Raw genomic sequence first — 24,928 nt, 5'->3', positions numbered from 1 at the left:
GCCGGAAAGGGCCGGTAACGATACCCGCCATGAGTCTCGAATCCGTCCGTACCTTCTTTGCGGCGCGCGCGCCCGACATCGAAATCCTTCAGACCGAGGAGAGCTCGGCCACGGTGACGCTGGCCGCCGCCGCCCACGGCGTGGCGCCAGAGCAGATCGCCAAGACCATCTGCCTGCGCGTCGGCGAGGAGCCGATGCTGATCGTGGCAAGCGGGACGGCGCGTCTGGACAACCGCAAATTCAAGGATCGCTTCGGCGGCAAGGCGCGCATGCTCGATGCCGTGCAGGTGGTGGCAGTGACGAGCCACCCGGTCGGCGGCGTCTGCCCCTTCGGCCTGCCCTCGGAAATCCCAGTCTATTGCGACGTCTCGCTCAAGGCGTTCGAGGAGATCGTGCCGGCTGCCGGTGCCACCAACGCCGCCGTGCGCATCCCGACCGAGCGCATGGTGGAACTCGTCGGCGGCACCTGGGTCGACGTCTGCCAGTAGCCGTTTCCAGTAGCCGTTTCGGGAAGACCGGCGACGGCCCCTTCGGCGATCCGATCGTGGCTGCCGCATGCGCCGCACCCGGCGGGCGACCAGGCCGAAAACGCGACGCACATATGGTAGACTCCGCCCCATGACCCACGACGACGGCACCCACAACGACGACGGCACCCACAACGACGACGGCGACGACTTCTTTCGCGATCTTGCCGGCTTCCCGGACTTCGAGGGCGTCGCCGATACGCGCAACTATCACCGGCTTCCCGATGGCTGGGTGCTGGTGCTCGCCGATATCGTCGATTCCACCGCTGCAATCGAGTCCGGGCGCTACAAGGCCGTCAACATGGCCGGCGCCAGCGTTATCTCCGGCGTGCTCAATGCCATCGGCCAGCACGACCTGCCCTTTGTCTTCGGCGGCGATGGCGCACTCGTCGCCGTGCCGCCGTCGAAGGCCGGGACCGCGCGGCAGGCGCTTTCCGCCGTCCAGCGCTGGGCGCAGGAGGAACTCGGTTTCGACATGCGCGGTGCCGTGGTGCCGGTATCGGCGATCCGTGCGGCCGGGCAGGACGTGCTCGTCGCCCGCTACGCCATAAACGACCAGGTGTCCTACGCCATGTTTGCCGGCGGCGGGGCTGCCTGGGCGGAGCGGCGGATGAAGGAGGGGCTGGAGACCAACCCGTTGGGGCCGCCCGGCATCCGGCCGAACCTTGTCGGCCTTTCCTGCCGCTGGAACCCGATAGCGGCGCGGCATGGCGAAATCGTCTCGATCATCGCGGTTCCGGTCGACGGCGCGAGCGAAGACGAGTTCCGCGCCCTGATAGCGGATGTCGTGGCGATCGCCTCGCGGCAGCAGGGAGAGGGGCATCCCGTCGAAGTGGAAAGCTTGCATCTCGGGCTGAACGCCGTCTCCCTCGATGCCGAGGCGCGGGCAGCGGTGCCGAGGGGGCGGCGCTTTCGCCACAAGGCCTTTATCGTGCTGCAGTATCTTCTGATGCAGGTGCTGACCGTGTTCGGCCTCACCCTCGGCCGGTTCGATCCGCGGCGGTACAGGAGCGACATCGTCGCCAACTCCGACTTCCGTAAGTTCGACGACGGCCTGAAGATGACGCTCGACATCGAACCGGCGCGGCTTTCGCAAATCGAGACACGGCTGGAACAGGCCGCTGCTGCGGGCGTCTGCCGCTACGGCCTGCACCGCCAGGCTTCGGCGCTGATGACCTGCGTCGTGCCGACGCCGCTGAGCCGCGACCACGTCCATTTCATCGACGGGGCCGCCGGCGGCTATGCGATAGCGGCTGCAAAGCTCAAGGCGGCGGAAGCCATTCCGTCAGGCGCCGCGGCAGCCGGCTGAGACGGCGCGCGCCCTGGGGAGTTGCTGCCGGCGTCTGTTTCCACGTCGAATATTGCGCCGCAGCCGGTCTTGGCGGGAATAATTCGCGTCCCGATCGGTCGGCCGGCCCGATCTCGCCCTTTTCTGCACTCATTCTAATATGTGTGAAGGCGTTTATCGTTTGTTGGGGAGGGCGGCGCATGCGTATTGCAGGCAATTCCAGGCTTTGTTCTCTGCTCTTCATATCGATTGCGGCGACCGGGCTATTGGCGACCGGTGCCACGCGGCCCGCGCTCGCTCATTCCTTCTATGACATCGAGTGTTGCTCGGGCATCGATTGCAAGCCGGTCCCCGACGGCGAGATCAAGGCGACGAAGGAAGGCTGGCTGATCCGAACCACCGGCGAGATCATCAAGTACAACAGCTGGCCGGTGAAGCATTCGCCGGACGGTCACTTCCACCGCTGCGCCGGGCTCGGCGATTTCAGCCCCCGCGGCCGCACGCAATGCATCTATGTTCCCGATTTTGGCGAGTAGGCGCATTCTGGCATCCGCCGTCCGAAAGTTGCACGGCGGGCAGCAATGTGATCGAGACGTCTGCCCGTCGCCATCAATTTGCCCCTAAACTCGGGCATATCCGCCTGCACAACAGGGAGGAAGAAAACTTGCAACAACTGATCGAAGTATCGGCCGCTGTCGTCGGCGGACGCGTACCGCTTGGCCTGATCACGGTCAGGCAGGCGCTCAACCTGCCGGAGATTGCCGATTTCCGGTTTCGCCGGACGTCCGGCGAGGATGGAAAAACGACCGTAATCACCCGCCAGGATCTGCAGAAGCTGGCGCAGCAGTAGCCGGTGCAACAATTCTTCGGTGGGCGCGCGCTCCGTCAGGGCAGGCGAGCGTCCACCGTCAGCCTTCGCAATCCCGGGCATATCTGCAGTTCCGCGGCTCAAGCCCGATCGCTTGCCGCTGCACCGGAGAGCCGGGCGGCGCGGGCCACCAGCTTCCCGCACCGCCATCTTCGCGCGCAGCATGTGGAAATTCCTCATTGGCCAAAAGACAATGAGCGCGGCACTGTGCCGGGATCCCTATTGCGCGAGCTTGTCGAGCGTCCTTTCGCGGGAGTTGGCCATCTGCAGGTGCATCGCCACGACGGCGACGTCGCCCTGGACCCCCACGCTGGCATAGTCGCCGCCGGCCGTGGTCCGTATCATGGTCACGCCGTTGACGACCGTCACCATCGCCACTTTCTCCGGATTGATATAGGCATCGGCGCCGTCCTTGGCGCGTACGAACTTCACAAACTTCACGTCTTGTCCCCTTGATGCAGGTTGCGTCGATGTACGGGAACAAATTGCACGGCACGGGACGGTTGCGATGTCACCGAAGATACAGGTGCGAAAGGCAACCTAGGTGCGGGCAGGAAGGGGATATACATTCCGCGAACGACTCCTGCCGCGTGAGGCGTCACAACGAAAAGGGGAGGCGTTACCGCGCCCCCCCCCTTGTATCATTTCAAGCTGCGGAGCCCCGCTCAGAGCAGGAAATCTCCCTTGTCCAGATCGACGAGCTTGTCGATCTGCAAAGCAAAATCGGCCTTCTTGTCGCCGTTGACGTCTGCATAGACGAAGGTGTCGCCGCCCTTTTTCCCATAGCGCAGCTCGCCGGCCTCGCCGTGGAACTTCTCATTGCTGATGAAGGTGAACGACTGGTTGCCCGACATTTTCGTGTTTGCGTCGATTGCCTTGAGGTTGATGCGATCTTCGCCGGAGAAGTCGACAATCTTGTCGCGGCCGGAACTCTTCACCGTGGAGTCCGACAGCGCCTTGAACACGAACACGTCCTTGCCCTTGCCGCCATAGAGCGCATCGGCCCCCTTGCCGCCATAGAGTGTGTCGTTGCCGCCGCCGCCGTAGAGTTTGTCCTTGCCGGTGCCGCCGCTGAGGAGGTCCTTGCCCCCGCCGCCTTCAAGCCGGTCATTGCCGCTGCCGCCGTAGAGCTTGTCGTCGCCGCTGCCGCTGTAAAGCTTGTCGTCGCCGCTGCCACCGTAGAGCCTGTCGTCGCCGCTGTTGCCGTAGAGCTTGTCCTTGCCGTTGCCGCCGTACAGCGTGTCCTTGCCGCCCAGCCCCTTGATGACGTCGTTTCCGCCCAAGCCCTTCAGCGTATCCTTGCCGGCCGTGCCATTCAGCTTGTCATTGCCGTTGGTGGCACCGTCGACAACCACGATCTGGCTGTTCTTGCCGACATTGCTGACATCGACGTTCTTGCCTTTGAAGTCGCCGGCCAAGGTAATCTTGGTGTCCGATTTGCCATCGCCGTTGGTGTCGATATCCAGGATGAGCGAGCCGTAGGTGACCTTGATGTCCTTCTTCGACAGCTTCTGATCCTGAAGAACAAGCGTGTCGCCCTTGTTGAAACCGGTCAGGACGTCGCCGTTCAGGTCGGATGCGGTCCCGCTGACGGTGAACTTTCCAGCGCCGAGATTGATCTCTTCCGGAGCAATCGTGCCTTCAACGGTGCCGCCACCGTCGGGTGCATCGACGACGACAAGCGTGCCGCCGCCCGTTCCCCCGTCACCGCTGAGCTTGACGCCGGTTATGTAGAGGCCGGAGTCATAGCTGCTGTCGCCGGTGTCGGCGATTCCGATCTTGATGTGATTGACGCCCTGCTTGATCGCGGCCCGCACGGTCAGGACCTTGCTGAACCCGTCCCATTGGATGTCGTAGCCGCCGGCTGTATTGTCGATGAAGTTGCCGAGGTCGAGGTTCTTGCCCGTAACGCTCAGCGGCTGGTCGGCGGCATTGTTGAACAGTGCTTCGTTGTTGCCGTTGACGAAGACGGCCGCCACGTCGACGTATGACGAATCCGACCACTCCGGGAATTCGTCCGATCCGAACACGAACGAGAATTGCAGCGTGTCGATGGACGGATTGTTGTTGGTGTAGTCGAAAGAAAGGGTAACGGCGTCGCGCGTCGATCCTGCATTGGGAAAGGCATCTTTCGCAACCGCGGTGAGGTCGGCGTCGCCATCCGTGCCATTGGCCACGGTATGGCTGCCGCTAGTATTGGAATCTCCGGGCAGTCCGCCGGATGAAATCAGGATTCCGCCTTTACTGGAAAACGCGCCGTTGACCGAGAAATTCTCGACGGAGAACGCAGCGCCACCTGAACCTGCAAATACAACATTCGATATTCCGCTTGATCCGCCAAACATCGTGGCGACAAGGGACGCAGCTATTGCGTCATATGACGAGCCGAATCCAGATGCTTCAAGCTCATCAAAACTTTTTGCAGTAATTGACATGTTCACCCTGCCCCTAAAGTGAAAAACTGCTTAAGTGCAGCCCGAAGAACAATTGCAATGCAGGGTTTAGAGTGTCAAGCAACAAAACCGATCGAGGCGGAGAAGTTTCAATGGCTGGCGTTATATACCGGCGCATAGCCATGAGGCGACGCATGGCAATTGCGCATTTGCGGCGCCGAGAGCGAGCATGTTGATACTTAATAGCGGGAAGGTACGGTTGGCTGTGCCTGCTTCGGGAAAGCAAAAATCTGGTCGGAGTGGAGTGATTCGAACACTCGACCCCCTCGTCCCGAACGAGGTGCGCTACCAGGCTGCGCTACACTCCGTGACCAGCGGCGTCCGTATAGAACAGGCATTTCCTTTCCACAAGCGGAAAAAAGCAAAAAAATGCAACGCCGGCAATCGTCCACAGGATGACGCTGGCGTGGCCGCGCGCAGTGGAGGGAACTTCGCCGCCGGCGGTGCGTTCCTTGCTCCATGCAGCAGGTCCTCGAAGATATGTTCATGCCGACCGAGCTTCCCCTGATGGTCATCGTCGCCAGGCTTCTCGGCGCCGTGATCCTGGGTGCCCTGATCGGATTCGAGCGGGAATACCGCAATCATCCGGCCGGCTTGCGTACCCATATCCTCGTCAGCCTCGCCGCGGCGGTCTTTGCCGTCATTTCCATCGAGATGGTCCACCTTCCTCATCTGGGCGAGCCGGACGTGCGGATCGATCCGCTGCGCGTGGTGGAGGCGGTTACCTCCGGCGTTGCCTTCCTGGCGGCCGGAATGATCATCTTCTCGGGCGGCAAGGTCCGCAACCTCACCACCGGGGCGAGCATGTGGCTCTCCGGCGCGGTGGGCCTGTCGGTGGGGCTAGGCTACTGGGCCGTCGCTGCGTTTTCTGCAACGGCATGCCTCATCGTTCTCAACCTGCTCGGGCGCCTTTCTGCGGGTGAGGGCAGCGCCGAGAGCGAACCGAAAACGGACGAGACGAACGCGACTGCCGGGGAAGCCGGGGAGCGGCGGGGGCAGCAGGTTTAGTCGCCCCGGATTGAACGACATGGTAGAATTTTGCTTTAGATGTCGCTAAAATGTCCATTTGCTGCCATTTTGTACTATTGATTTGCGAATAGAACGGGTCGTATATCGTCTTTAACTTTGAGACGACACGCCTGCCGCGTCCGCGCGCTAAAAGTGCGGACCCTTTGTGGCAGGTTTTTCGTATTTATTGCGAAACCGAAAATCGGTGAAGAGGACAGACCGTGGCAATTTCTGCTGGCAATGGCGGTGCGGACGAGTTGCGCGCCGCGCTGAAAGATAGCAAGCAAGCCTTCTGGGCGATGGGGCTCTTCAGCTTCTTCGTCAACCTGCTGGTCCTGACCGGGCCATTGTTCATGCTCCAGATCTACGACCGGGTGCTGGCCTCGCGCTCGGAGGCGACGCTGGTGGCGCTCACCGGCCTCATCGTCGGCCTGTTCGCGATCATGGGCGTGCTCGACCATATCCGCAGCCGCCTGGCGGCGCGGGTCGGCGCGAAGTTCCAGGCACGCTTCGACAAGCGCGTGTTCGACGCCGTGCTCGATCGCACGACGCTGCATTCGCGCGGGATTTCGACGCTGACCGGCATGCGCGACCTCGACGCGATCCAGAAGGTGCTGTCGTCGCCGGCGGTCTTTACCGTTTTCGACATTCCGTGGACGCCGTTCTTCCTGTTCGTGATCTTCATGTTCCATCCGTGGATGGGCCTGCTCGGCGTCGTCGGCGGACTGATCCTCATCACGCTGACCTGGCTGAACCAGAACGGGACCAAGGGCGACCAGGAACGCGCCATGGTGTCCGGCCGCCAGAGCGACGAGATGACCCAGACGCTGCAGAAGGAGAGCGATACGGTCCGCGCGCTCGGCATGCGCCGCTCGGTCGGCCACCGCTGGCAGATGCTTCGCGACCGCGCGCTCGAGGCCAATATCCGCTACAGCGACAGCAACGGCTTCTACGCCATTTCTTCCAAGACGTTCCGCGTCTTCCTGCAGTCGGCGATCCTGGCGCTGGGCGCCTATCTCGTGCTGCAGAACCAGATCACCGCCGGCGCGATGATCGCAAGCTCGATCATCATCGGCCGCGCGCTCGCCCCGATCGAAGGTGCCATCGGCCAGTGGGCGCTGGTCCAGCGCGCCTTCCAGGGGTGGAAGCAGCTCTCCGAGCTCCTGGCCAAGGTGCCGGAGGAAGAAGGCCGCACGGCGCTGCCGAAGCCGCGTGCGATCCTCGAAGTCAATCAGGTCACGGCGATCCCGCCGGGGGAAAAGGTCGCGACCCTGCGCATGCTCAGCCTCGAGCTCGGCCCGGGCCAGGCGCTCGGCGTCATCGGCCAGAGCGCGTCGGGCAAGTCGACGCTTGCCCGCATCCTGACGGGCATCTGGCCGCCGGCCGGTGGTAACGCCCGCCTCGACGGCGCCTCGCTCGAACAGTACGGCTTTGACGGCCTTGCCGAGCATGTCGGCTACCTGCCGCAGGACGTCGTCCTGTTCGAGGGCACGGTTGCCGAGAACATTGCCCGCATGGAGATCAACCCGGACGCCGAAAAGGTGGTGGCCGCGGCCAAGAAAGCCGGCGCGCACGACATGATCCTCCGCCTTCCCGATGGCTACGACACGCGCTTGCCGGCGACCGGCGCCCGCCTCTCCGGCGGCCAGAAGCAGCGCATCGGCCTTGCCCGCGCGCTCTATGGCGATCCGGTTCTGGTGGTTCTGGACGAGCCGAACTCCAACCTCGACGCCGAAGGCTCGCTGGCGGTCAACCTCGCCATCCGCAACCTGAAGGCGGAAGGAAAGTCCGTCGTCATCATGGCGCATCGCCCGGCCGCGATCGAGGAATGCGATCTGATCCTGATCCTCGAAAATGGCCAGCGCCTGGCATTCGGCCCGCGCGACGAAGTCCTGCGCGCGCATCTTCGCAACCATGCGCAGGTCGTGCAGGGCACCGGCACCGGCGGCAGCAACAAGTAAGACGCTTCAAGGCGCGAGACAGAACAGGAATTGGACACCATGAACAAGAAATGGAGCGGTCGGAGCTATGCTCTCATAGGCTATGCCACGGTCTTCCTGCTGCTGGGCGGCATGGGGGCATGGGCGGCCCTGACCCGGATCAACGGCGCCGTCGTCGCCAGCGGCATCATCGAAGTGGCGAGCAACCGCCAGGTCGTGCAGCATCTGACCGGCGGCGTCGTCGGCAAGATCAACGTGCAGGAAGGCGACACGGTCAAAGCCGGCGATGTGCTGATGCGCCTCGACGACACGTTCGACCGGTCGGAACTCGCCGTCATCGAAAACCAGCTGTTCAGCCTCATGGGCACGGCAGCCCGCCTGATGGCCGAACAGGACGACAAGGCGGAAATCCGCTTCGATCCCGAACTCATCGAACGGGCAAAGACCGACCCCGAGGTCCAGGAAATCGTCGAGGGGCAGACGCGCCTGATGGAGGCGCGCCGGGAAACCCGCGAGAAGAAGATCGGCCAGCTCAGCGAGAAGAAGAAGCAGATCGCCAAGCAGAACGAAGGCCTGGACAGCCGCATCGCCGCCCTGGAGACGCAGCTGAAACTGATCGAGCAGGAACTCGACGCGCAGAACAAGCTTCTGCAGAAGTCCCTGACCAATGCCAGCCGCGTGCTGCAGCTGCAGCGCGAGGAGGCCGATATCGCCGGCACCATCAGCCAGGCGAAGTCCAGCATCGCGGAAAATGCCGGCAAGGTCGCCGAGATCGAGCTCGCCGTCCTCAATATCGATTCCGACATGCGCGAGGAGGCGACGACCTCGTTGCGCGAGATCGAGGCGAAGATCGCCGAGCTCAAGGAAAACCGCACCGCCAAGCTCGAAACGCTGAGCCGCATGGACATCACCGCGCCGGTTCCGGGCGTCATCCTCGGCATGCAGGTGCATGCGCTGAAGTCGGTCATCAAGCCGGCCGATCCGCTGCTCTACATCATCCCGCAGGAAAACGACCTCGTCATCAAGACGCAGATCTCGCCGACGCAGATCGACCAGGTCCATGTCGGCCAGGTGGCTCATATCCGCTTCGGTGCCTTCGACCACCGCTCGACGCCGGAAATCTTCGGCCATGTCACCAAGGTGGCCGCGGACGTTCTGCAGGACCAGCGCACCGGCGCGACCTACTATCAGGCGGAGATCAAGCCGGATTCCGGCGAGATGCTGAAGCTCGGCGACAAGCACGTCATCCCCGGCATGCCGGTCGAGACTTTCATCCAGACCTCCGAGCGCTCGCCGCTGGAATATCTGATCAAGCCGCTCGGCGACTATTTCGCCAAGGCCTTCCGGGAGCGGTAGTCCGCGCCCGGCCCCGGCCGAAGATTGGAAAGCCCCGCGATCATGTCGCGGGGCTTTCTCTTTGGGCGGGATGTGCCGGACGGAACAAAGGCGGACGCCGGACATTCTTTCCGCAACGGCTTTTTTGCAGATGGAGGAAAAGATGGTTCGTGCATTGATCCTGTGGCTGATGGGCGTTCCGCTCTTTGTCGTTCTCCTGCTCTGGTACTTCTTTTTCTGATACGCTTTAGCAGGTGCATGCCGTCGAAAACGCTTTCCGGCGGCATACGCTAAATTCGGGCGGCGGACGGGAGGCGTTTGCGGTTCACCGCTACCGGGCTCCATCCCCTAGCGATGCCACGGATTGTGGCAATATCTCCCGGATGAGCTTTCGCTTGATGGCTGCGGCGAAATCGTCGTTGTTGCGGACGTCCATGACGAAGGCTCCCCTGCCGGCAATGACGCTGCCGGCATAGTAGGAGGCAAGGCCCGGCACGTCGTTCGAGACCGTCAGCGCGTTCACGGTGACGCCCATCGTCATTGCCCGTTCACGTGCAGCTGGAAGGGATACGACCCGCCGCCTCTTCGGTGCGATCGTCTCGATGCCGTCGCCCGAGACGTTGACCACGCTGCGAACCGCGCACATGGCGGGTTCGGCAAGCATATCGAGCGCGGACCATAGCCCGTTGCCGATATCGGTATTGCCAAACACCAGCCGCGGCGTATTTTCGATCCGGCTTGCGAGTGCTTCGCCGCCGGCGCCACGCAGCACGACATGCCAGCCGATCGCCTGAACCGGGAATTCACCGTCTCCCCAGAACACTGCGCCAAGGGCCACGACGCCGGCTTCGTGCATTGCGCGACGGACGTCCGGCGCGCGGAGTGCGGCCGCGATTGCATCTTGCTGGAAAGCAAACTCTGCATCCGTAATGCTCCCCGATCCGTCCACGGCAAGCACCAGCGCGAGATCGACGCACGGGCCGGCGCGGGAGGTTGGCGGCGCTGCCGACAGAAGCAGCGCGCAGCCCAGCGCCGGCAGATGCGCGAAGGGTGCCCTCAAAGCTCAAACCCCCGATGAGATCGCCGGCGTCAGCGACGCGGCGACTTTATATTAGCATAATGGAAAATATATAGCGGATCCTTATGGCTCTTTTTTAGACGGTTGCGGGTGCGAGAGCCCTTCCGAGCTCCGGCGAAACACGACAGCGCCGACCTGAAATTTCCGGGCAATAGTCGTAACACTTTCTGGACGCTGCATAATTCCGCCTCAAATCGACCCGATGCCGGAGAAGATCGATTCCAACTCAAGGGGACAATGATGGCCGGAACGACAACCAGACTGCGCATCGTCGTGCTGTTCGGCGGACGCTCGTCGGAGCATGACGTATCGGTGCTTTCAGCCACCAATGTCATGCGCGCGCTGGATCCGGCACGATACGATGCAGTGCCGGTATTCGTCACCCGCGATGGGCAGTGGTTGCTGAGCAGCTTCGCGAACGGCGAACTCGAAAAGCCGTCCGGCGGCACCGAGATCTGCCTGCTGCCCGGCGGGCGAGGGCGGATGCTGGCGATACCCGCCGCAGGCACTGCCGCGGAACTGCCGAAGGCCGACATCCTGTTTCCCGTCCTGCACGGCCTTTACGGCGAGGACGGCTCGGTGCAGGGGCTGGCGGAGGTGGCGCGCGTTCCGCTGGTCGGCTGCGGCATCCTCGGTTCTGCGGCGGCGCTCGACAAGGACATCGCCAAACGGCTGATGAACGAGGCGGGCGTACCTGCCGCCCGTTCCGTCACGATCTTTCAAGGCCAGACCCCGACCTTCGCGGAGCTCCAGCGCGCGCTTGGCCTTCCGGTCTTCGTCAAGCCCGCCCGGCAGGGGTCGTCCGTCGGGGTCAGCAAGGTCGAAAGCCAGGCAGATTATGAGGCAGCCCTCGCCGAGGGCTTCCGGCATGACCCAAAGCTGCTGGTGGAGGAGTTCATCCGCGGCCGCGAGATCGAATGCAGCGTTCTGGAGGACGAGCGGGGCGGTCTGTTCGTCTCCCGCCCAGGGGAGATCGTGCCCGCCCAAAGCCACGGCTTCTATACCTATGACGCGAAATATATCGATGCCGACGGTGCGGCGCTGAAGGTTCCGGCTGAATTGCCCGGAGACATCGAAAAGGCGCTGCGCGACACGGCGGCCAAGGCCTTCCGCGCGGTCGGCTGCGATGGCATGGCGCGCGTCGATTTCTTCGTCAAGGCGGACGGCGGCTTCCTCGTCAACGAGGTGAACACCATTCCCGGCTTCACCAATATCAGCATGTATCCCAAGGCGATGGAAGCAAGCGGGGTCGGCTATGCCGAACTGATCGGCCGGCTGGTGGCGCACGGGCTGGCGCGCTCGGCAGCGTCGGCCACCTAAACGGCGTGCCCACCGGGCGGCTGACGCGCCGGCAATTCTGCCGCTGCCGGTGCAAGCCGCAACGGCATCTGAACGCTCAATCCGCGCGGCTGAACGTCCACTTCACCACGTAGCGGCCCTTGCGGGTCAACTTCGTCTTGGTCTTCACCTGCAGCGGCCCGCCCAGGGCCGCTTCGGCGTCCTCGAAGGCTTGCCGCGCTTCGGCCATCGCCTTGTGATAAGTGCTGTTGTCACGCCGGGGGCTTTCGGCCATCGCCTTCAGAAGGGCGGCAATCTCCGACTTGTCCTCATTCATGATGCCGCCCGTTCCCTCGCCTTGAAATGCCGGAGCATGTCGCGCAAAACCGTGCGGCGGTCTTGCGGCAATGACATGCGTAGAATCGCAGACCTAATGCGTCAGGCGCCGATCGGAAAGACCGCGAAGCGCTTGAGGGCGCTCCCCCGCACGAAATGCCCGCCTGTTTCTTTAATCCGGATGTCACGAGGAAGGGCATCCGCAGCAGGACGGGGGAAATGCAAAGGGGCCGCGAGGGCCCCTTCGATCTGTCAAAATGTCCCGTTCGCGATTACTCGTCCAGGCCGGCCAGGAGTTCCGCTGCACGGCCGGCGTTGGTGTGGCGCACCTCGGCGTCGTGGCGGCGGCTGGAAAAGATCTCGGTCGCCATCAGCTTGTCGGCAAGATCGGCCGGCAGCGACAGGATCACCCGCTCGTCGCCCTTGTGGATGCCGCCGAGTTCGGAATGCCGGCCGGTGATCATGCCGCCCGCAATCGTGTTGTGCGTGTCCGGGTCGATCAGGATGAACGCGCCGGTGGTGCGGTTCTGCTCGTAGGTATCGAAGATCGCCTGCTCGTCGAAGGTCAGCGCCACCTTGCCGATCGCGTTCATCGGCAGCGCCTCGGCCGCGTTCCACTTGCCGCTCTTGAGATCCAGCTGGCTCGCTGGCGTGACGCTGACGCGCTGGCGGCGGCTACCGCTCTTCAGCCAGTAGCGCTTGCCGGGCTCGATGCCTTCCGGCTGCAGCGCCACGATCTGCGCGTCGAATTTGCGCCCCGTCATCGGCTGGCTGTCGATCGAGACGATCATGTCCCCACGCGAGACGTCCACCTGCCGGTCGAGAACAAGCGTAATCGCGTCGCCGGCGACGGCGGCATTGCGCACGAGATCGAAGGTGACGATCTGTTTGACGTTGGCGACCATGCCGGAGGGCAGCACGACGACGCTGTCGCCGGGCTTGACCGCACCGCCGGCAACCGTGCCCTGATAGCCGCGGAAGCTTTCGCCCGGGCGCGAGACGCGCTGGACGGGCAGGCGGAAGCCGACCGTCTGGTTGGAGCGGACGGTGGCCTTCTCCAGCGTCTCGACGAGCGTCGGGCCCTCGTACCAGGGCATGGAGGCGCGGCCGTCATAGACGACGTTCTCGCCCTTCAGTGCGGAGACCGGGATCGCGGTGATCTGCTTGACGCCGAGCGACAGCGCCAGTTCCTTGAACTCGTGGCTGATCTCGTCGAACCGGGCGCGGTCGTAGCCGGTCAGGTCGATCTTGTTGACGGCCAGCACGAACTGGCGGATGCCCATCAGGGTGGCGATGGTCGCGTGACGGCGGGTCTGCTCGAGGATGCCGGTGCGGGCGTCGACGAGCAGCACGGCGAGGTCGGCGGTAGACGCGCCGGTCGCCATGTTGCGGGTGTACTGCTCGTGGCCGGGCGTGTCGGCGACGATGAACGAGCGCCGGTCGGTCGAGAAATAGCGGTAGGCGACGTCGATGGTGATGCCCTGCTCGCGCTCGGCCTGCAGGCCGTCGAGCAGAAGCGCGAAGTCGGGCAGGCCGAGATCGTTCTGCTTGCCGGAGGAATCACGCTGAAGGGTGGCGGCCTGGTCTTCCTTGACGGCCTTGGTATCCCAGAGCAGACGGCCGATCAGGGTCGACTTGCCGTCGTCGACGCTGCCGCAGGTGATCAGCCGGAGCGGACGCGAATCGCGCGATGCGCGTTCGGTCTCGACGGCCGGAAAGGCGGCAACGGTAGCGGTGGCGGATGCGGTCATCTCAGAAATACCCTTCGCGCTTCTTCTTTTCCATGGAGCCGGACTGGTCGCGGTCGATCGCGCGGCCCTGGCGTTCGGAGACGGTCGCCGTCTCGAGCTCCGAAATGATGTCGTCCAGCGTGGTCGCGGTGGAGCGGATCGCACCGGTCAGCGGGAAGCAACCCAGCGTGCGGAAGCGGATCAGTCCTTCCTGCTTCGCCTCACCGGGCAGAAGCTCCAGCCGCGGGTCCTCGGCGAGGATCATCATGCCGTCGCGCTCGATGTAGGGGCGCTTCTCGGCGAAGTAGAGCGGCACGATCGGGATGTTCTCGGCCTGGATGTAGCGCCAGATGTCGACCTCGGTCCAGTTCGACAGCGGGAAGGCGCGCACGCTTTCGCCGCGGTTGATCATGCCGTTGTAGACGTTCCACAGCTCCGGGCGCTGGTTGCGCGGGTCCCAGCGGTGGTCGGGCGTGCGGAACGAGTAGATGCGTTCCTTGGCGCGCGAGGCTTCCTCGTCGCGTCGTGCGCCGCCGAAGGCCGCGTCGTACTTGCCGGCGTCGAGCGCCTGGCGCAGCGCTTCCGTCTTCATGATGTCGGTGTAGCGCGCCGAGCCGTGCGTGAACGGCGTCACGTTTTCGGCAGCACCGCGCGGGTTGATGTGCTCGATCAGGTCGAGGTCGTAGCGCTTCACGATCTCGTCGCGGAAGGCGATCATCTCGGCAAACTTCCAGCCCGTGTTGACGTGCAGCAGCGGGAAGGGGACGCGGCCGGGATGGAAGGCCTTGCGGGCGAGGTGCAGCAGGACGGAGCTGTCCTTGCCGATCGAATAGAGCATCACCGGCCGTTCGAATTCGGCGGCGACCTCGCGGAAGATGTGGATGGCCTCGTTTTCGAGCGCCTTCAGATGCGGGTCTAGCGGCGGCTTGGAAGCCGCGGCGCTCCTGGCTTCCGCTTCGTTGCGGTTATCGGACATTCGTTTGTGTCTCCGGAAAAATTCGTGCGGCCGTGCGGCCTTAGAGAGAACTGGAATTGAGCGAAGGTATGGCGGCTTCGGGAACGTGGAGACCGCATTCGCGCTTCTCGTCGTTTTCCCACCACCAGCGGCCGGCACGCTCGGGTTCCCCCGGCTTGATGGCGCGGGTGCAGGGCTCGCAGCCGATCGACGGGTAGCCGCGCGCGTGCAGCGGGTTTACCGGCACGGCGTTCTCGGCCACGTAGGCGTTGATCGTCTCGAGATCCCAGTCGGCAAGGGGGTTCACCTTGATCAGGTTGCGCTCGGCGTCGTACTCGGCAAAGGGCGTTTCCGCCCGGTTGCCGGACTGGCCGCGGCGCAGGCCGGTGATCCAGAAGGATGCCCCTTCGAGTGCGCGCGCAAGCGGCTTCAGCTTGCGCGCGCCACAACAGGCATGTCTCGCTTCGACGCTTTCGTAGAAGCCGTTCACGCCGTACTTGGCGATGAATTCATCGAGATCGTCCTTCCGTGGGTGGAAGCGGGTGATCTCGATGCCGAAGCGTTCCTCGGTCTCGTCGATGAGATCGACGGTCTCCTTGAAGAGCCGGCCGGTCTCAAGCGTGGCCACGTCGATCGGAAGGCGGTTCAGGCCGATCGCCGCGGTGATGACCTGATCCTCGATGCCGAGGCTGGTGGTGAAGACCGCGCGTCCGCCGAGGCTTGCAACCAGCGCCAGCCGGGCGGCGAGATCGCGTTCGCCGAGTTGTTCGTTGAGCGTCTTTGCGGCGCTATGTTCCGTCACTGCAGTCATGGGAAAGGCCCTGTCCAAAGTTGGCCGGATTATCGCAGGCGCCTTCGCAAGCGGACAGAAAAACGGATTTCCATTCCTTTCGGCTCGGAGCAAATATCTCTCCATCTCGCGCCTGCGGCAGAAATCCTGCCGCCCTCACGCGCACGGGCGAACCGAAGCCGGCGGCAGCTTGCGGCGGGGACGGCCACTGCGCCGCGCCGGGCGGCTTTGCCAACTGCCCAGGTCCTGCCGTGGCCGTCTGCCCTTTCGCGGCGCCTCGGCCGGGGTGCCCTTTTTGACGCGTGCGCAACAAAACGATGGCATTGCAAGCGTCGGCGCGGAAGCCTTCCAGACGCGCTGAAACTATGCACAATGGAACTCCGCCGGCGCTCGTTGAGGTGCCCGTGGCATTTCCCCGGCCGGGGTTTTCCCGGCAGAAGCATGTCGCCTGCGCCTGTTCGCCGGGAACGGTTTTGCCTTCCCGCGCGCTGCAGGGAACGACTTTTGCGAAGTTCGCCTTCAATGTTGACTAATTCTACTAACTAGATAGAGTTTGTTCATCAAAACTGTGAGGGAGTGGCAAATGTCTATTTTTTCCAAAAGGTTAGGTGCAGCTCTGCTCGGTGTCGGCCTTGCGGTCGGCAGTGTTCCGGGCGCCTGGGCGCAGACGACGCTGCTCAACGTGTCCTACGATCCGACCCGCGAACTCTACAAGCAGTACAACGCCGCGTTTGCGGCGCACTGGAAGGCGGAGACCGGCGAGGACGTCACGATACAGCAGTCGCATGGCGGTTCCGGCAAGCAGGCGCGCGCCGTCATCGACGGTCTCGAGGCTGATGTCGTGACGCTCGCACTGGAGGCCGACATCGACGCGATCGTCGCGCATACGAAGAAGATACCGGACAACTGGCGCGAACTGTTGCCGAACAAGTCCACGCCTTATTCCTCGACGATCGTCTTCCTCGTCCGCAAGGGCAATCCCAAGGGGATCAAGGATTGGGGCGACCTGATCAAGGACGACGTCGAGGTGATTACCCCCAACCCGAAGACCTCCGGCGGCGCGCGCTGGAACTTCCTCGCCGCCTGGGCCTGGGCCGACAAGCAGTTCGGCGGCGACAAGGTCAAGGTGGCCGAATACGTCACCACGCTCTTCAAGCACGTGCCGGTTCTCGACACCGGTGCGCGCGGATCGACGACCACCTTCGTCGAGCGCGGCATCGGCGACGTGCTGCTTGCCTGGGAGAACGAAGCCTGGCTGGCGCTGGAGGAACTTGGCCCCGACGAGTTCGATATCGTCGCGCCCACGCTGTCGATCTATGCCGAGCCCCCGGTCGCGCTTGTCAAGGGTAACGCCGAAGCCAAGGGAACGGAAAAGCTTGCAAATGCCTATCTCGAGTATCTTTATAGCAAGGAAGGTCAGAATCTGGCGGCCAAGAACTTCTATCGCCCGTCGGATCCGTCCGTCGTCGATCAGAAGCTGCTTGAGAAGTTTCCGAAGCTTGAACTCGTGACGATCGAGGCCTTTGGCGGATGGAAGAAGGCGCAGCCGGAATTCTTCGGTGACGGCGGCATCTTCGATCAGGTCTACAAGCCCGGGAACTGATACCGAGGGGAACTGACATCACATGATATCCGCCCGCAGCGCTGCGCGGTGGCACTGGAAAAATCCGAGCGTCATTCCGGGATTCGGACTGACGCTCGGGTTTACGCTGGCCTACCTGACGCTCATCATTCTCATTCCGCTGGCTGCACTCGGCTGGCGCTCCGCAGCCCTTGGCTGGTTCGACTTCTTCCGCCTGATCACCGACGCCCGCACGCTCGGAGCCCTGAAGGTCTCCTTTTCCACGGCGCTGATCGCAGCGGTGGTGAACGTCGTTTTCGGCGTCATCACGGCCTGGGTGCTGGTGCGCTATGACTTTCCCGGCCGCCGGATCGTCGATGCCATCGTCGATCTTCCCTTCGCGATCCCGACTGCCGTTGCCGGCATTGCACTAACGGCGCTCTATGCGCCGAACGGGCTGATCGGTAGCTTTCTGACGCCGCTCGGCATCAAGGTCGCCTATACGCCGCTCGGCATCGTCATCGCGCTGATCGCGATCGGTCTTCCCTTCGTGGTCCGCACCGTCCAGCCGGTGATGCAGGAGATCAGCAAGGAGGTCGAGGAAGCGGCCGCCTCGCTCGGTGCCAACCGCTTCCAGACCATCTTCCGCGTCATCCTGCCCGGTCTCGTGCCGGCGATCCTCACCGGTTTCGCGCTGGCGCTCGCCCGCGGCATCGGCGAATACGGTTCTGTCATCTTCATCGCGGGCAACATTCCGTTCGTCTCGGAAATCGCCCCGCTTCTGATCGTGATCCGCCTCGAGGAGTTCGACTACGGATCGGCGACAGCGATCGCGACCATCATGCTGATCATCTCCTTCCTCATGCTTCTCCTCATCAACGTCATTCAGGCCTGGAGCAGGCGGAGGTTCGGCTATGAGCAGTAGGGCCTTCAAGAACCCGATCAGCGAAAGTGCGCCCGTTCGCTTGACGCTGATTTTCATCGTGCTCGCCTTCCTGGCGCTGTTCGTGCTGACGCCGCTGCTGATCGTCTTCAAGGAGGCGTTCGGCAAGGGCTCGGGCGAGTATGTCGCTGCCTTGCAGGAACCGGACGCCGTCTCGGCCATCAGGCTGACGCTGCTGGTGGCGGCCATCGCCGTTCCGGCCAACCTCTTGTTCGGCGTCGCCGCCTCCTGGGCGATCGCGAAGTTCGAGTTTCGTGGCAAGGCCTTCCTGATCACGCTGATCGACCTGCCGTTCTCGGTCTCCCCGGTCATCTCCGGCCTGGTCTACGTGCTTCTCTTCGGCGCCAATTCGTTCCTTGGCCCGTTCCTGAAATCCTACGGCATCCAGGTAGTCTTTGCGGTTCCAGGAATCGTGCTGGCGACGATCTTCGTCACCTTTCCCTTCGTGGCGCGCGAACTGATCCCGCTGATGCAGGACCAGGGCACAGGCGACGAGGAGGCTGCGATCTCGCTCGGCGCCAATGGCTGGCAGGCCTTCTGGTACGTGACGCTGCCCAACATCAAGTGGGCGCTGCTCTACGGCGTCCTGCTCTGCAATGCCCGCGCCATGGGCGAGTTCGGCGCCGTATCCGTGGTCTCCGGCCACATTCGCGGCCTGACCAACACCATGCCGCTGCACGTCGAGATCCTCTACAACGACTACAATGTCGTCGGCGCATTCGGCGTCGCCTCGCTGCTGGCGCTGCTGGCGCTGCTGACGCTGGTGTTGCGGACGATCCTTGAGACCCGGTACGGTTCCGAACTGTCGGCCGGCCAGAAGCACTGACAAGAAACAACGACCGACAAGATACTGGGAAGAGCTGACCGTATATGGAAATTCGCGTTGAAAAGATCCGCAAGGAATTCGATCTCTACCCGGCGCTGCACGACGTCTCGCTGGACATCAAGTCCGGCGAGTTGATCGCGCTGCTCGGGCCGTCCGGCTCCGGCAAGACCACGCTGCTGCGCCTGATCGCTGGCCTGGAGCAGCCGACGCAGGGCCGCATCTTCTTCGGCAACGAGGACGCCTCCTACAAGTCCGTGCGCGAGCGCAACGTCGGCTTCGTGTTCCAGCATTATGCCCTGTTCCGGCATATGACGGTGGCCGAGAACGTCGCCTTCGGGCTCACCGTCCGGCCGAAGGCCCAGCGCCCGCCAAAGGCCGAAATCCGCCGCCGGGCGCTGGAACTGCTGGACATGGTCCAATTGTCTGGCCTGGAGAAGCGTTTTCCCAACCAGCTCTCCGGCGGCCAGCGCCAGCGCGTGGCACTCGCCCGCGCCATGGCGATCGAGCCGAAAGTGCTGCTGCTCGACGAGCCGTTCGGCGCCCTTGACGCCAAGGTGCGCAAGGAACTGCGCCGGTGGCTGCGCGAGTTCCACGACAGGACCGGCCATACGACCGTGTTCGTCACCCACGACCAGGAAGAGGCGCTGGAACTTGCCGACCGCGTCGTGGTGATGAGCCAGGGCAAGATCGAGCAGGTCGGTTCGTCGGATGACGTCTACGACCGGCCGAACTCGCCCTTCGTCTTCTCCTTCATCGGCGAGAGCGCCAACCTGCCGGTGACGGTGGAAGGCGGCGCGGTGTTCTTCCACGGTGCGCCGACCGGGCTTTCGGCCCAGCGCGACGGTGCCGCACGGCTGTTCTTCCGCCCGCAGGACGTGTCGCTGGCAGACGAGGGGCCTGGCTTCACCGGCCCGGTCACCGCCAGCCGCCGCCTTGCCGGCACCCGCATCGCCGAGGTGGAACTGGGCTCTTCGGAGGAGCCCTGTCATGTCGAGATCGAGGTGCCGCTGGATGCGGCCGCCTCGAACGGCTCGGTCCTGTCGTTCCGCCCGACGCGCTGGAAGCTGTTTTACTGACGGCCGGACAGGGTCGACGGTGCGAGCCGTTGCCTACGCGCGCTGCTGGGCCCGCCGCGTGCGGATCGCTTCGGCGATAAAATTTCGCGACAAACCGTGATAGAGGGGCTCGCGGGAGATCAGCCGCGAGGTGAGGTAGCCCAGCATCGAGGCGGTCATCAAGGCGATGACGTTGTCGTGGTTGCCGGTCATCTCGAGAATGATGACGAAGGCCGTCATCGGCGCCTGGACGACGCCAGCGAAATAGCCGGCCATCCCCAGGAGCGCTCCGAGGCCGACATTCGCGCCAAGCATGAGCGCCAGAGTGCTGCCGAAGCCGGCGCCGACCGAAAGCGATGGGGCAAAGATCCCGCCAGGTATGCCCGACATCATAGATGCAAAGGTGACGGCCAGCTTCTCGGCGAAGTAGAGTGGCGAAGCCGGCGCTCCCTCCAGGGCGGCGCGTGCCTGTTCGTAGCCAGTGCCAAAGGTTTCGCCGCGGGAGAGGATGCCGACCACGGCCACGAAAAGGCCGCAGCAGCCGGCAAGGAGCAGTGAACGGCGGAGCCTTGCCGGCTGCGTCCATCGCCGGATTCGCAGGGTCAGGTGCAGGGCGAGGGCACTGAACGCCGCTCCGAGCGCCCCGCCGACGATGCCGCAAATCGCCACCATCGACCAGTCCGCCGCCGTTCTGGCGACTTCGTCGGTCTCGCCGAAATAGGTATAGCTGCCGACCAGCCCCATGGCCGCCAGTCCCGAAAGTATGACTGTCGTCAGCACAAGGCCATTGGCGCGCGACTGGTAGCTGCGGCTCATCTCCTCGATTGCAAAGACGATGCCGGCCATTGGCGTGTTGAAGGCGGCCGCGATCCCTGCGGCGGATCCGGCCAGGATCAGCCCGCGGGCATGGGCGATACCGCCCCAGCGGGCTGCCTGTATCATGATGGCGGCGCCCACCTGGACCGTCGGTCCCTCTCGCCCGATGGAGGCGCCACTCATGAGCCCGGCCACTGTCAGGAGGATCTTGCCGATCGCAATTCTCAGCGAAAGGAGGCGTGTCCGATCCTGCATATCCTCCAGGTGGCGCGCCGCGATCGCCTGCGGAATGCCGCTGCCCTGCGCGCCAGGGAAGAACTTGAGCGCGACATAGCAGCAGGCCATGAAACCGGCCGGCGTGACGAGCAGCGGCATGAGATAGCCCCAGCCTTCGACGCCACGCATGCCATGGAACAGATGCTGTGCTGCATCGGCCATCTTCGCAAACAGCACGCTGATGAGGCCGGTGGAGACGGCTCCGATCCAGAACACCAGCCGAAGCTTCCATTGATCGCGCGATCCTCGTAGCGCACGTGAGCGTCTGAGGATCTTGGATTTGGTATAAAGCGGACGCATCCCGCAAATGTCACATCTGGGGCCGGCAGTGCAACCGCAAATGTCCTTCGCGATGATTCCGCTCCGGCCTTCCTCCGCTAGAAGGCTGGATCGCGGATTGGCATGCGGCCTCCGGTGGGCGCTGATTGACCACAGCGATCCCAGTGGCCGACAGACGCTTCACCACGCCGGCGCGATCGGTCAATATCGGCCGAGGTTGGTATCACGCCGTGCGTTCAAGCAATGGTGATCCGTCTCGCCTTTGCGGATGCGTACGCTACCTTCGTTTTCAACTGCCACCGAAACGGAAGGAATGCGTCATGCGAACATCGATCGGCATGCTTGCCGCGACGGCCGCCATCATGGCGTTTGCCGCGACCACCGCCCTTGCTCATCACGGCTGGACCTGGGCCGAGGAGGAGCAGTCCGAATTGACCGGAATTGTCCGCACGGTGACGATCGCCCCGCCGCATCCGTCGCTTCAGGTCGAGACGGCAAGCGACGGCCTGTGGAAGATCGAGCTCGGCAATCCGCGCCAGACCCAGCGCGCGGGCTTCGTCGAGGGCTCCGCCAAGCCGGGCGACGAGGTCGTCATCCTCGGCAACCGCTCGCTCGACCAGAGCGAGAAGCGGATGAAGGCCGTGCGCATCACCGTCAACGGCAAGGTCTTCGACATCTACCCGGAGCGGATCCGGACCAACTAGCGCATGGAGGTGCTGGACTGGATCGCAACATCAAAGCTGGCAGGATCCCTGAAGGCTTCGGCGACGCTCTATCTCTTCGTCAATGCCGCCCATATCCTGTCGATCGGCGCCTTGTTCGGGGCCATCCTCGCGCTTGACCTGCGGCTGCTCGGCTATGTCCCGAAAGTCCCTCTCGCGTCCGTCGCACCCTACCTGTCGCGCGTCGCGGCTGCCGGTCTCGCCTTCGCCATCGTCACCGGCCTCTGTCTCTTTTCCGTTCGTCCGGCGGAATATGCCGGCAATCCGGCCTTCCTCGCCAAGCTGGGTCTGATCGCACTCGGGCTCGCCAATGTCGCCCTCGTCCACCGGGGCGCGGGCTGGAGGGCGGTTCTGGCCGGCGCCGCCCCCGGACCGGCGCTCCGCCTTGCGGCTGCAGCCTCGCTTTTCGTCTGGATCGCAGCCGTCGTCGCCGGCCGCTGGATCGGATTTCTTTGAGCCGTTGACCGGCGTCGTCGAACGCCGTGGCGATTTCAGGCATATTGCATCGCAATTGCAACGCACGAGGTGCCGCCATGAAAACCGCCACCATCCCATCGCTACGCGTCGATCCGGAACTGCGCGCGGCCGCCGAAAGCGTCCTGAAGGAGGGCGAGACGCTGTCGGCCTTCGTCGAAAACTCGCTCCGCCGGCAGATCGACTACCGGAAAACGCAGGCCGAGTTCATCGCCCGCGGGCTGGCCTCGCTCGCCGAGGCGGAGCGGACGGGGTTTATAACACGACCGACGATGTCCTATCCATGATGAGAAGAAAGCTTGAAGCGGCAAGGGCCGGGAAGGCCGCGAAGCCGAAATGAAGTACCGGCTTCGCCATACCAAAGAAGCCTTGGAGGATTTCGACAGACTGTACGACTTCCTCATCGCCTACGATGTCGGCCTGGCCGAGCGCGCTTTGTTGGCAATCCAGTCCGCCCTCGGAATGTTGACCGAATTTCCTTTCAGCTGCCGCAAGGCGCACAAGGACAACGCGCTGCTGCGCGAACTTCTGGTCCCGGTCGGATATTCGGGTGACGTCGTTCTCTTCATGATCGACGATAGCGAGACGGTGACGATAGCCGCCGTCCGCCACCAGCGCGAGGAAGACTACCACTGACTATCGCGGGCGCGGTGCCTGGGGTGCTGATCACCGACGCCACCCCGCATCGGCCGTCCCAGCTTACCGGTCGCTCGTCTCCCAGCGCGGGTTGATCCACGGCTCCTGGTTGGAGCGGGGCAGGGGCTGCTTGCCCAGGATATGATCGGCCGCCTTCTCGCCGGTCATGATCGAGGGGCCGTTGAGGTTGCCATATGTGACGTGCGGGAAGATCGAGCTGTCCGCGACGCGAAGGCCATCCACGCCGATCACCCGGGTTTCGGGATCGACCACCGCCAGCGGATCGTTGCGGTCGCCCATCCGGCAGGTGCCGCAGGGATGGTAGGCGCTCTCCAGGTGCTCGCGCAGGAAAGCGTCGATCTGCTCGTCGCTCTGCACGTTTGCGCCCGGCTGGATCTCCGGACCGCGATAGGGATCGAACGCCTTCTGGCCGAAGATCTCGCGCGTCAGTCGCACGCAGTGGCGGAACTTCTCCCAGTCCTCCGGATGGCTCATGTAGTTGAAGCGGATGACGGGATCGTCCTTCACCTCGGGCGAGCGCAGCGTCACGTTCCCGCGCGATTTCGAATGGTTGTAGCCGACATGCACCTGGAAGCCGTGGCTCTTCGCCGCCGCCTTGCCGTCGTAGGAGATCGCAACGGGCAGGAAATGATACTGGATGTCCGGTTGCTTTACCCCCGGCGCCGAGCGCACGAAGGCGCAGGATTCGAACTGGTTCGACACGCCGAGGCCGGATTTGGTCAACAGCCACTGCGCACCTGCCACCCCCTGCCAGAACCAGGGCAGCCAGGAATAGAGCGAAACCGGCTTGGTCGAGACCTGCTGGAAGTAGAACTCCATATGGTCCTGCAGGTTGGCGCCGACGCCCGGCCGGTCTACCTTCACCTCGATGCCCATGTCCTGCAGGTGCTGCGCCGGGCCGATGCCCGACAGCATCAAAAGCTTCGGCGAGTTGAAGGCCGAGGCCGAGACGATAACCTCACGATTGGCCCTGACCACCTCGATCTTGCCGCCGCGCTCGATCTCGACGCCGACCGCACGGCCGTTCTCGATCACGACCCGCCGCGCATAGCAGCGCACCAGCTCGACGTTCGGACGCTTGAGAGCCGGCTTCAGGTAGGCGGAGGCGGCCGACCAGCGCCTTCCGTTGTGGACCGTCTGCTCCATCAGGCCGAAGCCCTCCTGCTTGGAGCCGTTGTAGTCGTCGGTCAGCTCGAAGCCCGCCTGCGCTCCCGCTTCGACGAAGGCCTTGAACAGCGGGTTCCTGAAGCTGCCGCGCCGGACATGCAGCGGCCCGTCGGTTCCGCGCCAGCCTTCTTCGCCGCCATGCGAATGCTCCATCCGCTTGAAGTAGGGCAGGACGTCGGCATAGCCCCAGCCGCGCGCGCCGAGTTCTTCCCATTCGCTGTAGTCCGCAGCACTGCCGCGCACATAGACCATGCCGTTGATCGACGACGACCCGCCGATCACCTTGCCGCGCGGTGCGGTGATGCGCCGGTTGTTCAGGTTCGGCTCGGGCTCGGAGAGGTAGCCCCAGTTGTAGCGCTTCATGCTCATCGGCCAGGCAAGTGCGGCCGGCATCTGGATGAACGGCCCGAAATCCGAGCCGCCATACTCGAGCACCAGGACCGTGTTCTTGCCGTCCTCGGAGAGACGATAGGCCAGCGCCGAGCCGGCCGAGCCGGAGCCGATGATGATGAAATCTGCGTTCTGCATTGCCTATCTCTTCCTTGCCTGGTTGCCCCTCATCCGCC

The 24,928-nt window shown here is 63.7% G+C and carries 25 protein-coding genes, 1 tRNA gene and 1 pseudogene; 17 read left to right on the top strand and 10 right to left on the bottom strand.

Features of this window, described 5'->3' with window-relative positions; all coding sequences use genetic code 11:
* Positions 1-29 precede the first annotated feature (29 nt).
* The 4 genes from HV823_RS20170 (at position 30) to HV823_RS20155 (ending at position 2,665) form a co-directional block, all read left to right on the top strand.
* A complete protein-coding gene (locus HV823_RS20170; protein WP_176951545.1) occupies positions 30-488 on the top strand; it encodes a YbaK/EbsC family protein in 459 nt (152 codons plus the stop codon).
* Between the two features lie 130 nt (positions 489-618).
* Entirely contained in the window at positions 619-1,836 is a 1,218-nt protein-coding gene (locus HV823_RS20165; protein ID WP_176951544.1) for a DUF3095 domain-containing protein, read from the top strand.
* Between the two features lie 179 nt (positions 1,837-2,015).
* Complete coding sequence (locus tag HV823_RS20160) at positions 2,016-2,351, top strand: hypothetical protein (RefSeq protein ID WP_176951543.1); 336 nt, start codon at positions 2,016-2,018, stop codon at positions 2,349-2,351.
* A gap of 47 nt (positions 2,352-2,398) precedes the next feature.
* Complete coding sequence (locus tag HV823_RS20155; protein WP_176951542.1) at positions 2,399-2,665, top strand: hypothetical protein; 267 nt, start codon at positions 2,399-2,401, stop codon at positions 2,663-2,665.
* A 237-nt stretch (positions 2,666-2,902) separates the two neighbouring features.
* On the opposite strand, the gene HV823_RS20150 is transcribed toward HV823_RS20155, so the two are convergent.
* Positions 2,903-3,124, bottom strand: coding sequence for a cupredoxin domain-containing protein (locus HV823_RS20150; protein ID WP_176951541.1), 222 nt, complete (start codon positions 3,122-3,124; stop codon positions 2,903-2,905).
* Between the two features lie 224 nt (positions 3,125-3,348).
* Positions 3,349-5,028, bottom strand: coding sequence for a choice-of-anchor L domain-containing protein (locus HV823_RS20145; RefSeq protein WP_176951540.1), 1,680 nt, complete (start codon positions 5,026-5,028; stop codon positions 3,349-3,351).
* On the opposite strand from HV823_RS20145, the gene HV823_RS20140 reads away from it, so the two are divergent.
* The gene (locus HV823_RS20140) at positions 4,943-5,140 is read left to right on the top strand and encodes a hypothetical protein (protein ID WP_176951463.1); all 198 of its coding nucleotides are present in this window, start codon (positions 4,943-4,945) and stop codon (positions 5,138-5,140) included. The genes HV823_RS20145 and HV823_RS20140 overlap by 86 nt on opposite strands.
* Positions 5,141-5,367: 227 nt before the next feature.
* Here HV823_RS20140 and HV823_RS20135 read toward each other — a convergent pair.
* A tRNA-Pro gene (locus HV823_RS20135) sits at positions 5,368-5,444 on the bottom strand.
* A 151-nt stretch (positions 5,445-5,595) separates the two neighbouring features.
* Between HV823_RS20135 and HV823_RS20130 the strand changes: the two genes are divergently transcribed.
* The 3 genes from HV823_RS20130 (at position 5,596) to HV823_RS20120 (ending at position 9,440) form a co-directional block, all read left to right on the top strand.
* On the top strand, positions 5,596-6,144 hold the full coding sequence (locus HV823_RS20130; protein WP_176951539.1) for an MgtC/SapB family protein: 549 nt from the start codon (positions 5,596-5,598) through the stop codon (positions 6,142-6,144).
* 221 nt (positions 6,145-6,365) lie between these two features.
* Positions 6,366-8,105: a type I secretion system permease/ATPase gene (locus HV823_RS20125; protein ID WP_343051947.1), complete on the top strand. Its 1,740-nt coding sequence runs from the start codon at positions 6,366-6,368 to the stop codon at positions 8,103-8,105.
* A 39-nt stretch (positions 8,106-8,144) separates the two neighbouring features.
* Positions 8,145-9,440, top strand: a complete 1,296-nt coding sequence (locus tag HV823_RS20120; protein ID WP_176951538.1) for an HlyD family type I secretion periplasmic adaptor subunit — start codon at positions 8,145-8,147, stop codon at positions 9,438-9,440.
* 310 nt (positions 9,441-9,750) lie between these two features.
* On the opposite strand, the gene HV823_RS20115 is transcribed toward HV823_RS20120, so the two are convergent.
* Complete coding sequence (locus tag HV823_RS20115) at positions 9,751-10,479, bottom strand: DUF1194 domain-containing protein (RefSeq protein WP_176951537.1); 729 nt, start codon at positions 10,477-10,479, stop codon at positions 9,751-9,753.
* A 258-nt stretch (positions 10,480-10,737) separates the two neighbouring features.
* Between HV823_RS20115 and HV823_RS20110 the strand changes: the two genes are divergently transcribed.
* Positions 10,738-11,817, top strand: a complete 1,080-nt coding sequence (locus HV823_RS20110; protein WP_176951536.1) for a D-alanine--D-alanine ligase family protein — start codon at positions 10,738-10,740, stop codon at positions 11,815-11,817.
* A gap of 76 nt (positions 11,818-11,893) precedes the next feature.
* Here the strand turns inward: HV823_RS20110 and HV823_RS20105 are convergent, their stop codons facing one another.
* The 4 genes from HV823_RS20105 to HV823_RS20090 all read right to left on the bottom strand — a co-directional run bounded on the left by HV823_RS20105 (position 11,894) and on the right by HV823_RS20090 (position 15,607).
* Positions 11,894-12,112: a hypothetical protein gene (locus HV823_RS20105; RefSeq protein ID WP_176951535.1), complete on the bottom strand. Its 219-nt coding sequence runs from the start codon at positions 12,110-12,112 to the stop codon at positions 11,894-11,896.
* Positions 12,113-12,383: 271 nt separating this feature from the next.
* Positions 12,384-13,862 (bottom strand): sulfate adenylyltransferase subunit CysN, encoded by a 1,479-nt coding sequence (gene cysN / locus HV823_RS20100; RefSeq protein ID WP_176951534.1) that lies wholly within the window; start codon positions 13,860-13,862, stop codon positions 12,384-12,386.
* A 1-nt stretch (position 13,863) separates the two neighbouring features.
* Positions 13,864-14,817, bottom strand: a complete 954-nt coding sequence (gene cysD, locus HV823_RS20095) for a sulfate adenylyltransferase subunit CysD (RefSeq protein WP_176951533.1) — start codon at positions 14,815-14,817, stop codon at positions 13,864-13,866.
* Between the two features lie 40 nt (positions 14,818-14,857).
* The gene (locus tag HV823_RS20090) at positions 14,858-15,607 is read right to left on the bottom strand and encodes a phosphoadenylyl-sulfate reductase (RefSeq protein WP_176951532.1); all 750 of its coding nucleotides are present in this window, start codon (positions 15,605-15,607) and stop codon (positions 14,858-14,860) included.
* A 562-nt stretch (positions 15,608-16,169) separates the two neighbouring features.
* Between HV823_RS20090 and HV823_RS20085 the strand changes: the two genes are divergently transcribed.
* From HV823_RS20085 to HV823_RS20070, 4 genes are read left to right on the top strand one after another with little or no spacing between them, the layout of a single operon-like run.
* Positions 16,170-17,189 carry a sulfate ABC transporter substrate-binding protein gene (locus HV823_RS20085; RefSeq protein ID WP_176951531.1) on the top strand — a complete coding sequence of 340 codons (1,020 nt, stop codon included), beginning with the start codon at positions 16,170-16,172 and terminating at the stop codon, positions 17,187-17,189.
* A 22-nt stretch (positions 17,190-17,211) separates the two neighbouring features.
* Complete coding sequence (cysT, locus tag HV823_RS20080; protein ID WP_176951530.1) at positions 17,212-18,072, top strand: sulfate ABC transporter permease subunit CysT; 861 nt, start codon at positions 17,212-17,214, stop codon at positions 18,070-18,072.
* A complete protein-coding gene (gene cysW, locus HV823_RS20075; protein ID WP_176951529.1) occupies positions 18,062-18,916 on the top strand; it encodes a sulfate ABC transporter permease subunit CysW in 855 nt (284 codons plus the stop codon). The genes cysT and cysW overlap by 11 nt, the downstream gene beginning before the upstream one ends.
* A 44-nt stretch (positions 18,917-18,960) precedes the next feature.
* Positions 18,961-19,992: a sulfate/molybdate ABC transporter ATP-binding protein gene (locus HV823_RS20070; protein ID WP_176951528.1), complete on the top strand. Its 1,032-nt coding sequence runs from the start codon at positions 18,961-18,963 to the stop codon at positions 19,990-19,992.
* Positions 19,993-20,025: 33 nt separating this feature from the next.
* Here the strand turns inward: HV823_RS20070 and HV823_RS20065 are convergent, their stop codons facing one another.
* Positions 20,026-21,363 carry a chloride channel protein gene (locus HV823_RS20065; protein WP_176951527.1) on the bottom strand — a complete coding sequence of 446 codons (1,338 nt, stop codon included), beginning with the start codon at positions 21,361-21,363 and terminating at the stop codon, positions 20,026-20,028.
* Positions 21,364-21,662: 299 nt separating this feature from the next.
* Between HV823_RS20065 and HV823_RS20060 the strand changes: the two genes are divergently transcribed.
* The 4 genes and pseudogenes from HV823_RS20060 to HV823_RS20045 all read left to right on the top strand — a co-directional run bounded on the left by HV823_RS20060 (position 21,663) and on the right by HV823_RS20045 (position 23,174).
* The gene (locus HV823_RS20060; RefSeq protein WP_176951526.1) at positions 21,663-22,046 is read left to right on the top strand and encodes a DUF6152 family protein; all 384 of its coding nucleotides are present in this window, start codon (positions 21,663-21,665) and stop codon (positions 22,044-22,046) included.
* A 3-nt stretch (positions 22,047-22,049) separates the two neighbouring features.
* Complete coding sequence (locus HV823_RS20055; RefSeq protein WP_176951525.1) at positions 22,050-22,520, top strand: DUF6644 family protein; 471 nt, start codon at positions 22,050-22,052, stop codon at positions 22,518-22,520.
* 77 nt (positions 22,521-22,597) lie between these two features.
* A pseudogene (locus HV823_RS20050) lies at positions 22,598-22,878 on the top strand (YlcI/YnfO family protein).
* A complete protein-coding gene (locus tag HV823_RS20045; protein ID WP_176951524.1) occupies positions 22,875-23,174 on the top strand; it encodes a type II toxin-antitoxin system RelE/ParE family toxin in 300 nt (99 codons plus the stop codon). The pseudogene HV823_RS20050 and the gene HV823_RS20045 overlap by 4 nt, the downstream one beginning before the upstream one ends.
* Positions 23,175-23,237: 63 nt before the next feature.
* Here HV823_RS20045 and betA read toward each other — a convergent pair whose 3' ends face one another.
* Positions 23,238-24,890, bottom strand: a complete 1,653-nt coding sequence (betA, locus tag HV823_RS20040; RefSeq protein ID WP_176951523.1) for a choline dehydrogenase — start codon at positions 24,888-24,890, stop codon at positions 23,238-23,240.
* Positions 24,891-24,928: the final 38 nt, after the last annotated feature.

Origin of the sequence: Mycoplana rhizolycopersici (assembly GCF_013378445.1) — a bacterium.
Taxonomy (GTDB): Bacteria; Pseudomonadota; Alphaproteobacteria; order Rhizobiales; family Rhizobiaceae; genus Mycoplana; species Mycoplana rhizolycopersici.
This window is presented reverse-complemented; position numbering and strand designations above follow the sequence as displayed.

Bases quoted from the DNA above. Each gene is read 5' to 3' on its own strand.
- HV823_RS20170 (WP_176951545.1), top strand. From the start codon at position 30: ATGAGTCTCGAATCCGTCCGTACCTTCTTTGCGGCGCGCGCGCCCGAC.
- HV823_RS20165 (WP_176951544.1), top strand. From the start codon at position 619: ATGACCCACGACGACGGCACCCACAACGACGACGGCACCCACAACGAC.
- HV823_RS20160 (WP_176951543.1), top strand. From the start codon at position 2,016: ATGCGTATTGCAGGCAATTCCAGGCTTTGTTCTCTGCTCTTCATATCG.
- HV823_RS20145 (WP_176951540.1), bottom strand. From the start codon at position 5,028: ATGTTTGGCGGATCAAGCGGAATATCGAATGTTGTATTTGCAGGTTCA.
- HV823_RS20130 (WP_176951539.1), top strand. From the start codon at position 5,596: ATGCAGCAGGTCCTCGAAGATATGTTCATGCCGACCGAGCTTCCCCTG.
- HV823_RS20120 (WP_176951538.1), top strand. From the start codon at position 8,145: ATGAACAAGAAATGGAGCGGTCGGAGCTATGCTCTCATAGGCTATGCC.
- HV823_RS20110 (WP_176951536.1), top strand. From the start codon at position 10,738: ATGGCCGGAACGACAACCAGACTGCGCATCGTCGTGCTGTTCGGCGGA.
- HV823_RS20105 (WP_176951535.1), bottom strand. From the start codon at position 12,112: ATGAATGAGGACAAGTCGGAGATTGCCGCCCTTCTGAAGGCGATGGCC.
- cysN (WP_176951534.1), bottom strand. From the start codon at position 13,862: ATGACCGCATCCGCCACCGCTACCGTTGCCGCCTTTCCGGCCGTCGAG.
- cysD (WP_176951533.1), bottom strand. From the start codon at position 14,817: ATGTCCGATAACCGCAACGAAGCGGAAGCCAGGAGCGCCGCGGCTTCC.
- HV823_RS20090 (WP_176951532.1), bottom strand. From the start codon at position 15,607: ATGACTGCAGTGACGGAACATAGCGCCGCAAAGACGCTCAACGAACAA.
- HV823_RS20085 (WP_176951531.1), top strand. From the start codon at position 16,170: ATGTCTATTTTTTCCAAAAGGTTAGGTGCAGCTCTGCTCGGTGTCGGC.
- cysT (WP_176951530.1), top strand. From the start codon at position 17,212: ATGATATCCGCCCGCAGCGCTGCGCGGTGGCACTGGAAAAATCCGAGC.
- cysW (WP_176951529.1), top strand. From the start codon at position 18,062: ATGAGCAGTAGGGCCTTCAAGAACCCGATCAGCGAAAGTGCGCCCGTT.
- HV823_RS20070 (WP_176951528.1), top strand. From the start codon at position 18,961: ATGGAAATTCGCGTTGAAAAGATCCGCAAGGAATTCGATCTCTACCCG.
- HV823_RS20065 (WP_176951527.1), bottom strand. From the start codon at position 21,363: ATGCGTCCGCTTTATACCAAATCCAAGATCCTCAGACGCTCACGTGCG.
- HV823_RS20060 (WP_176951526.1), top strand. From the start codon at position 21,663: ATGCGAACATCGATCGGCATGCTTGCCGCGACGGCCGCCATCATGGCG.
- HV823_RS20055 (WP_176951525.1), top strand. From the start codon at position 22,050: ATGGAGGTGCTGGACTGGATCGCAACATCAAAGCTGGCAGGATCCCTG.
- HV823_RS20045 (WP_176951524.1), top strand. From the start codon at position 22,875: ATGAAGTACCGGCTTCGCCATACCAAAGAAGCCTTGGAGGATTTCGAC.
- betA (WP_176951523.1), bottom strand. From the start codon at position 24,890: ATGCAGAACGCAGATTTCATCATCATCGGCTCCGGCTCGGCCGGCTCG.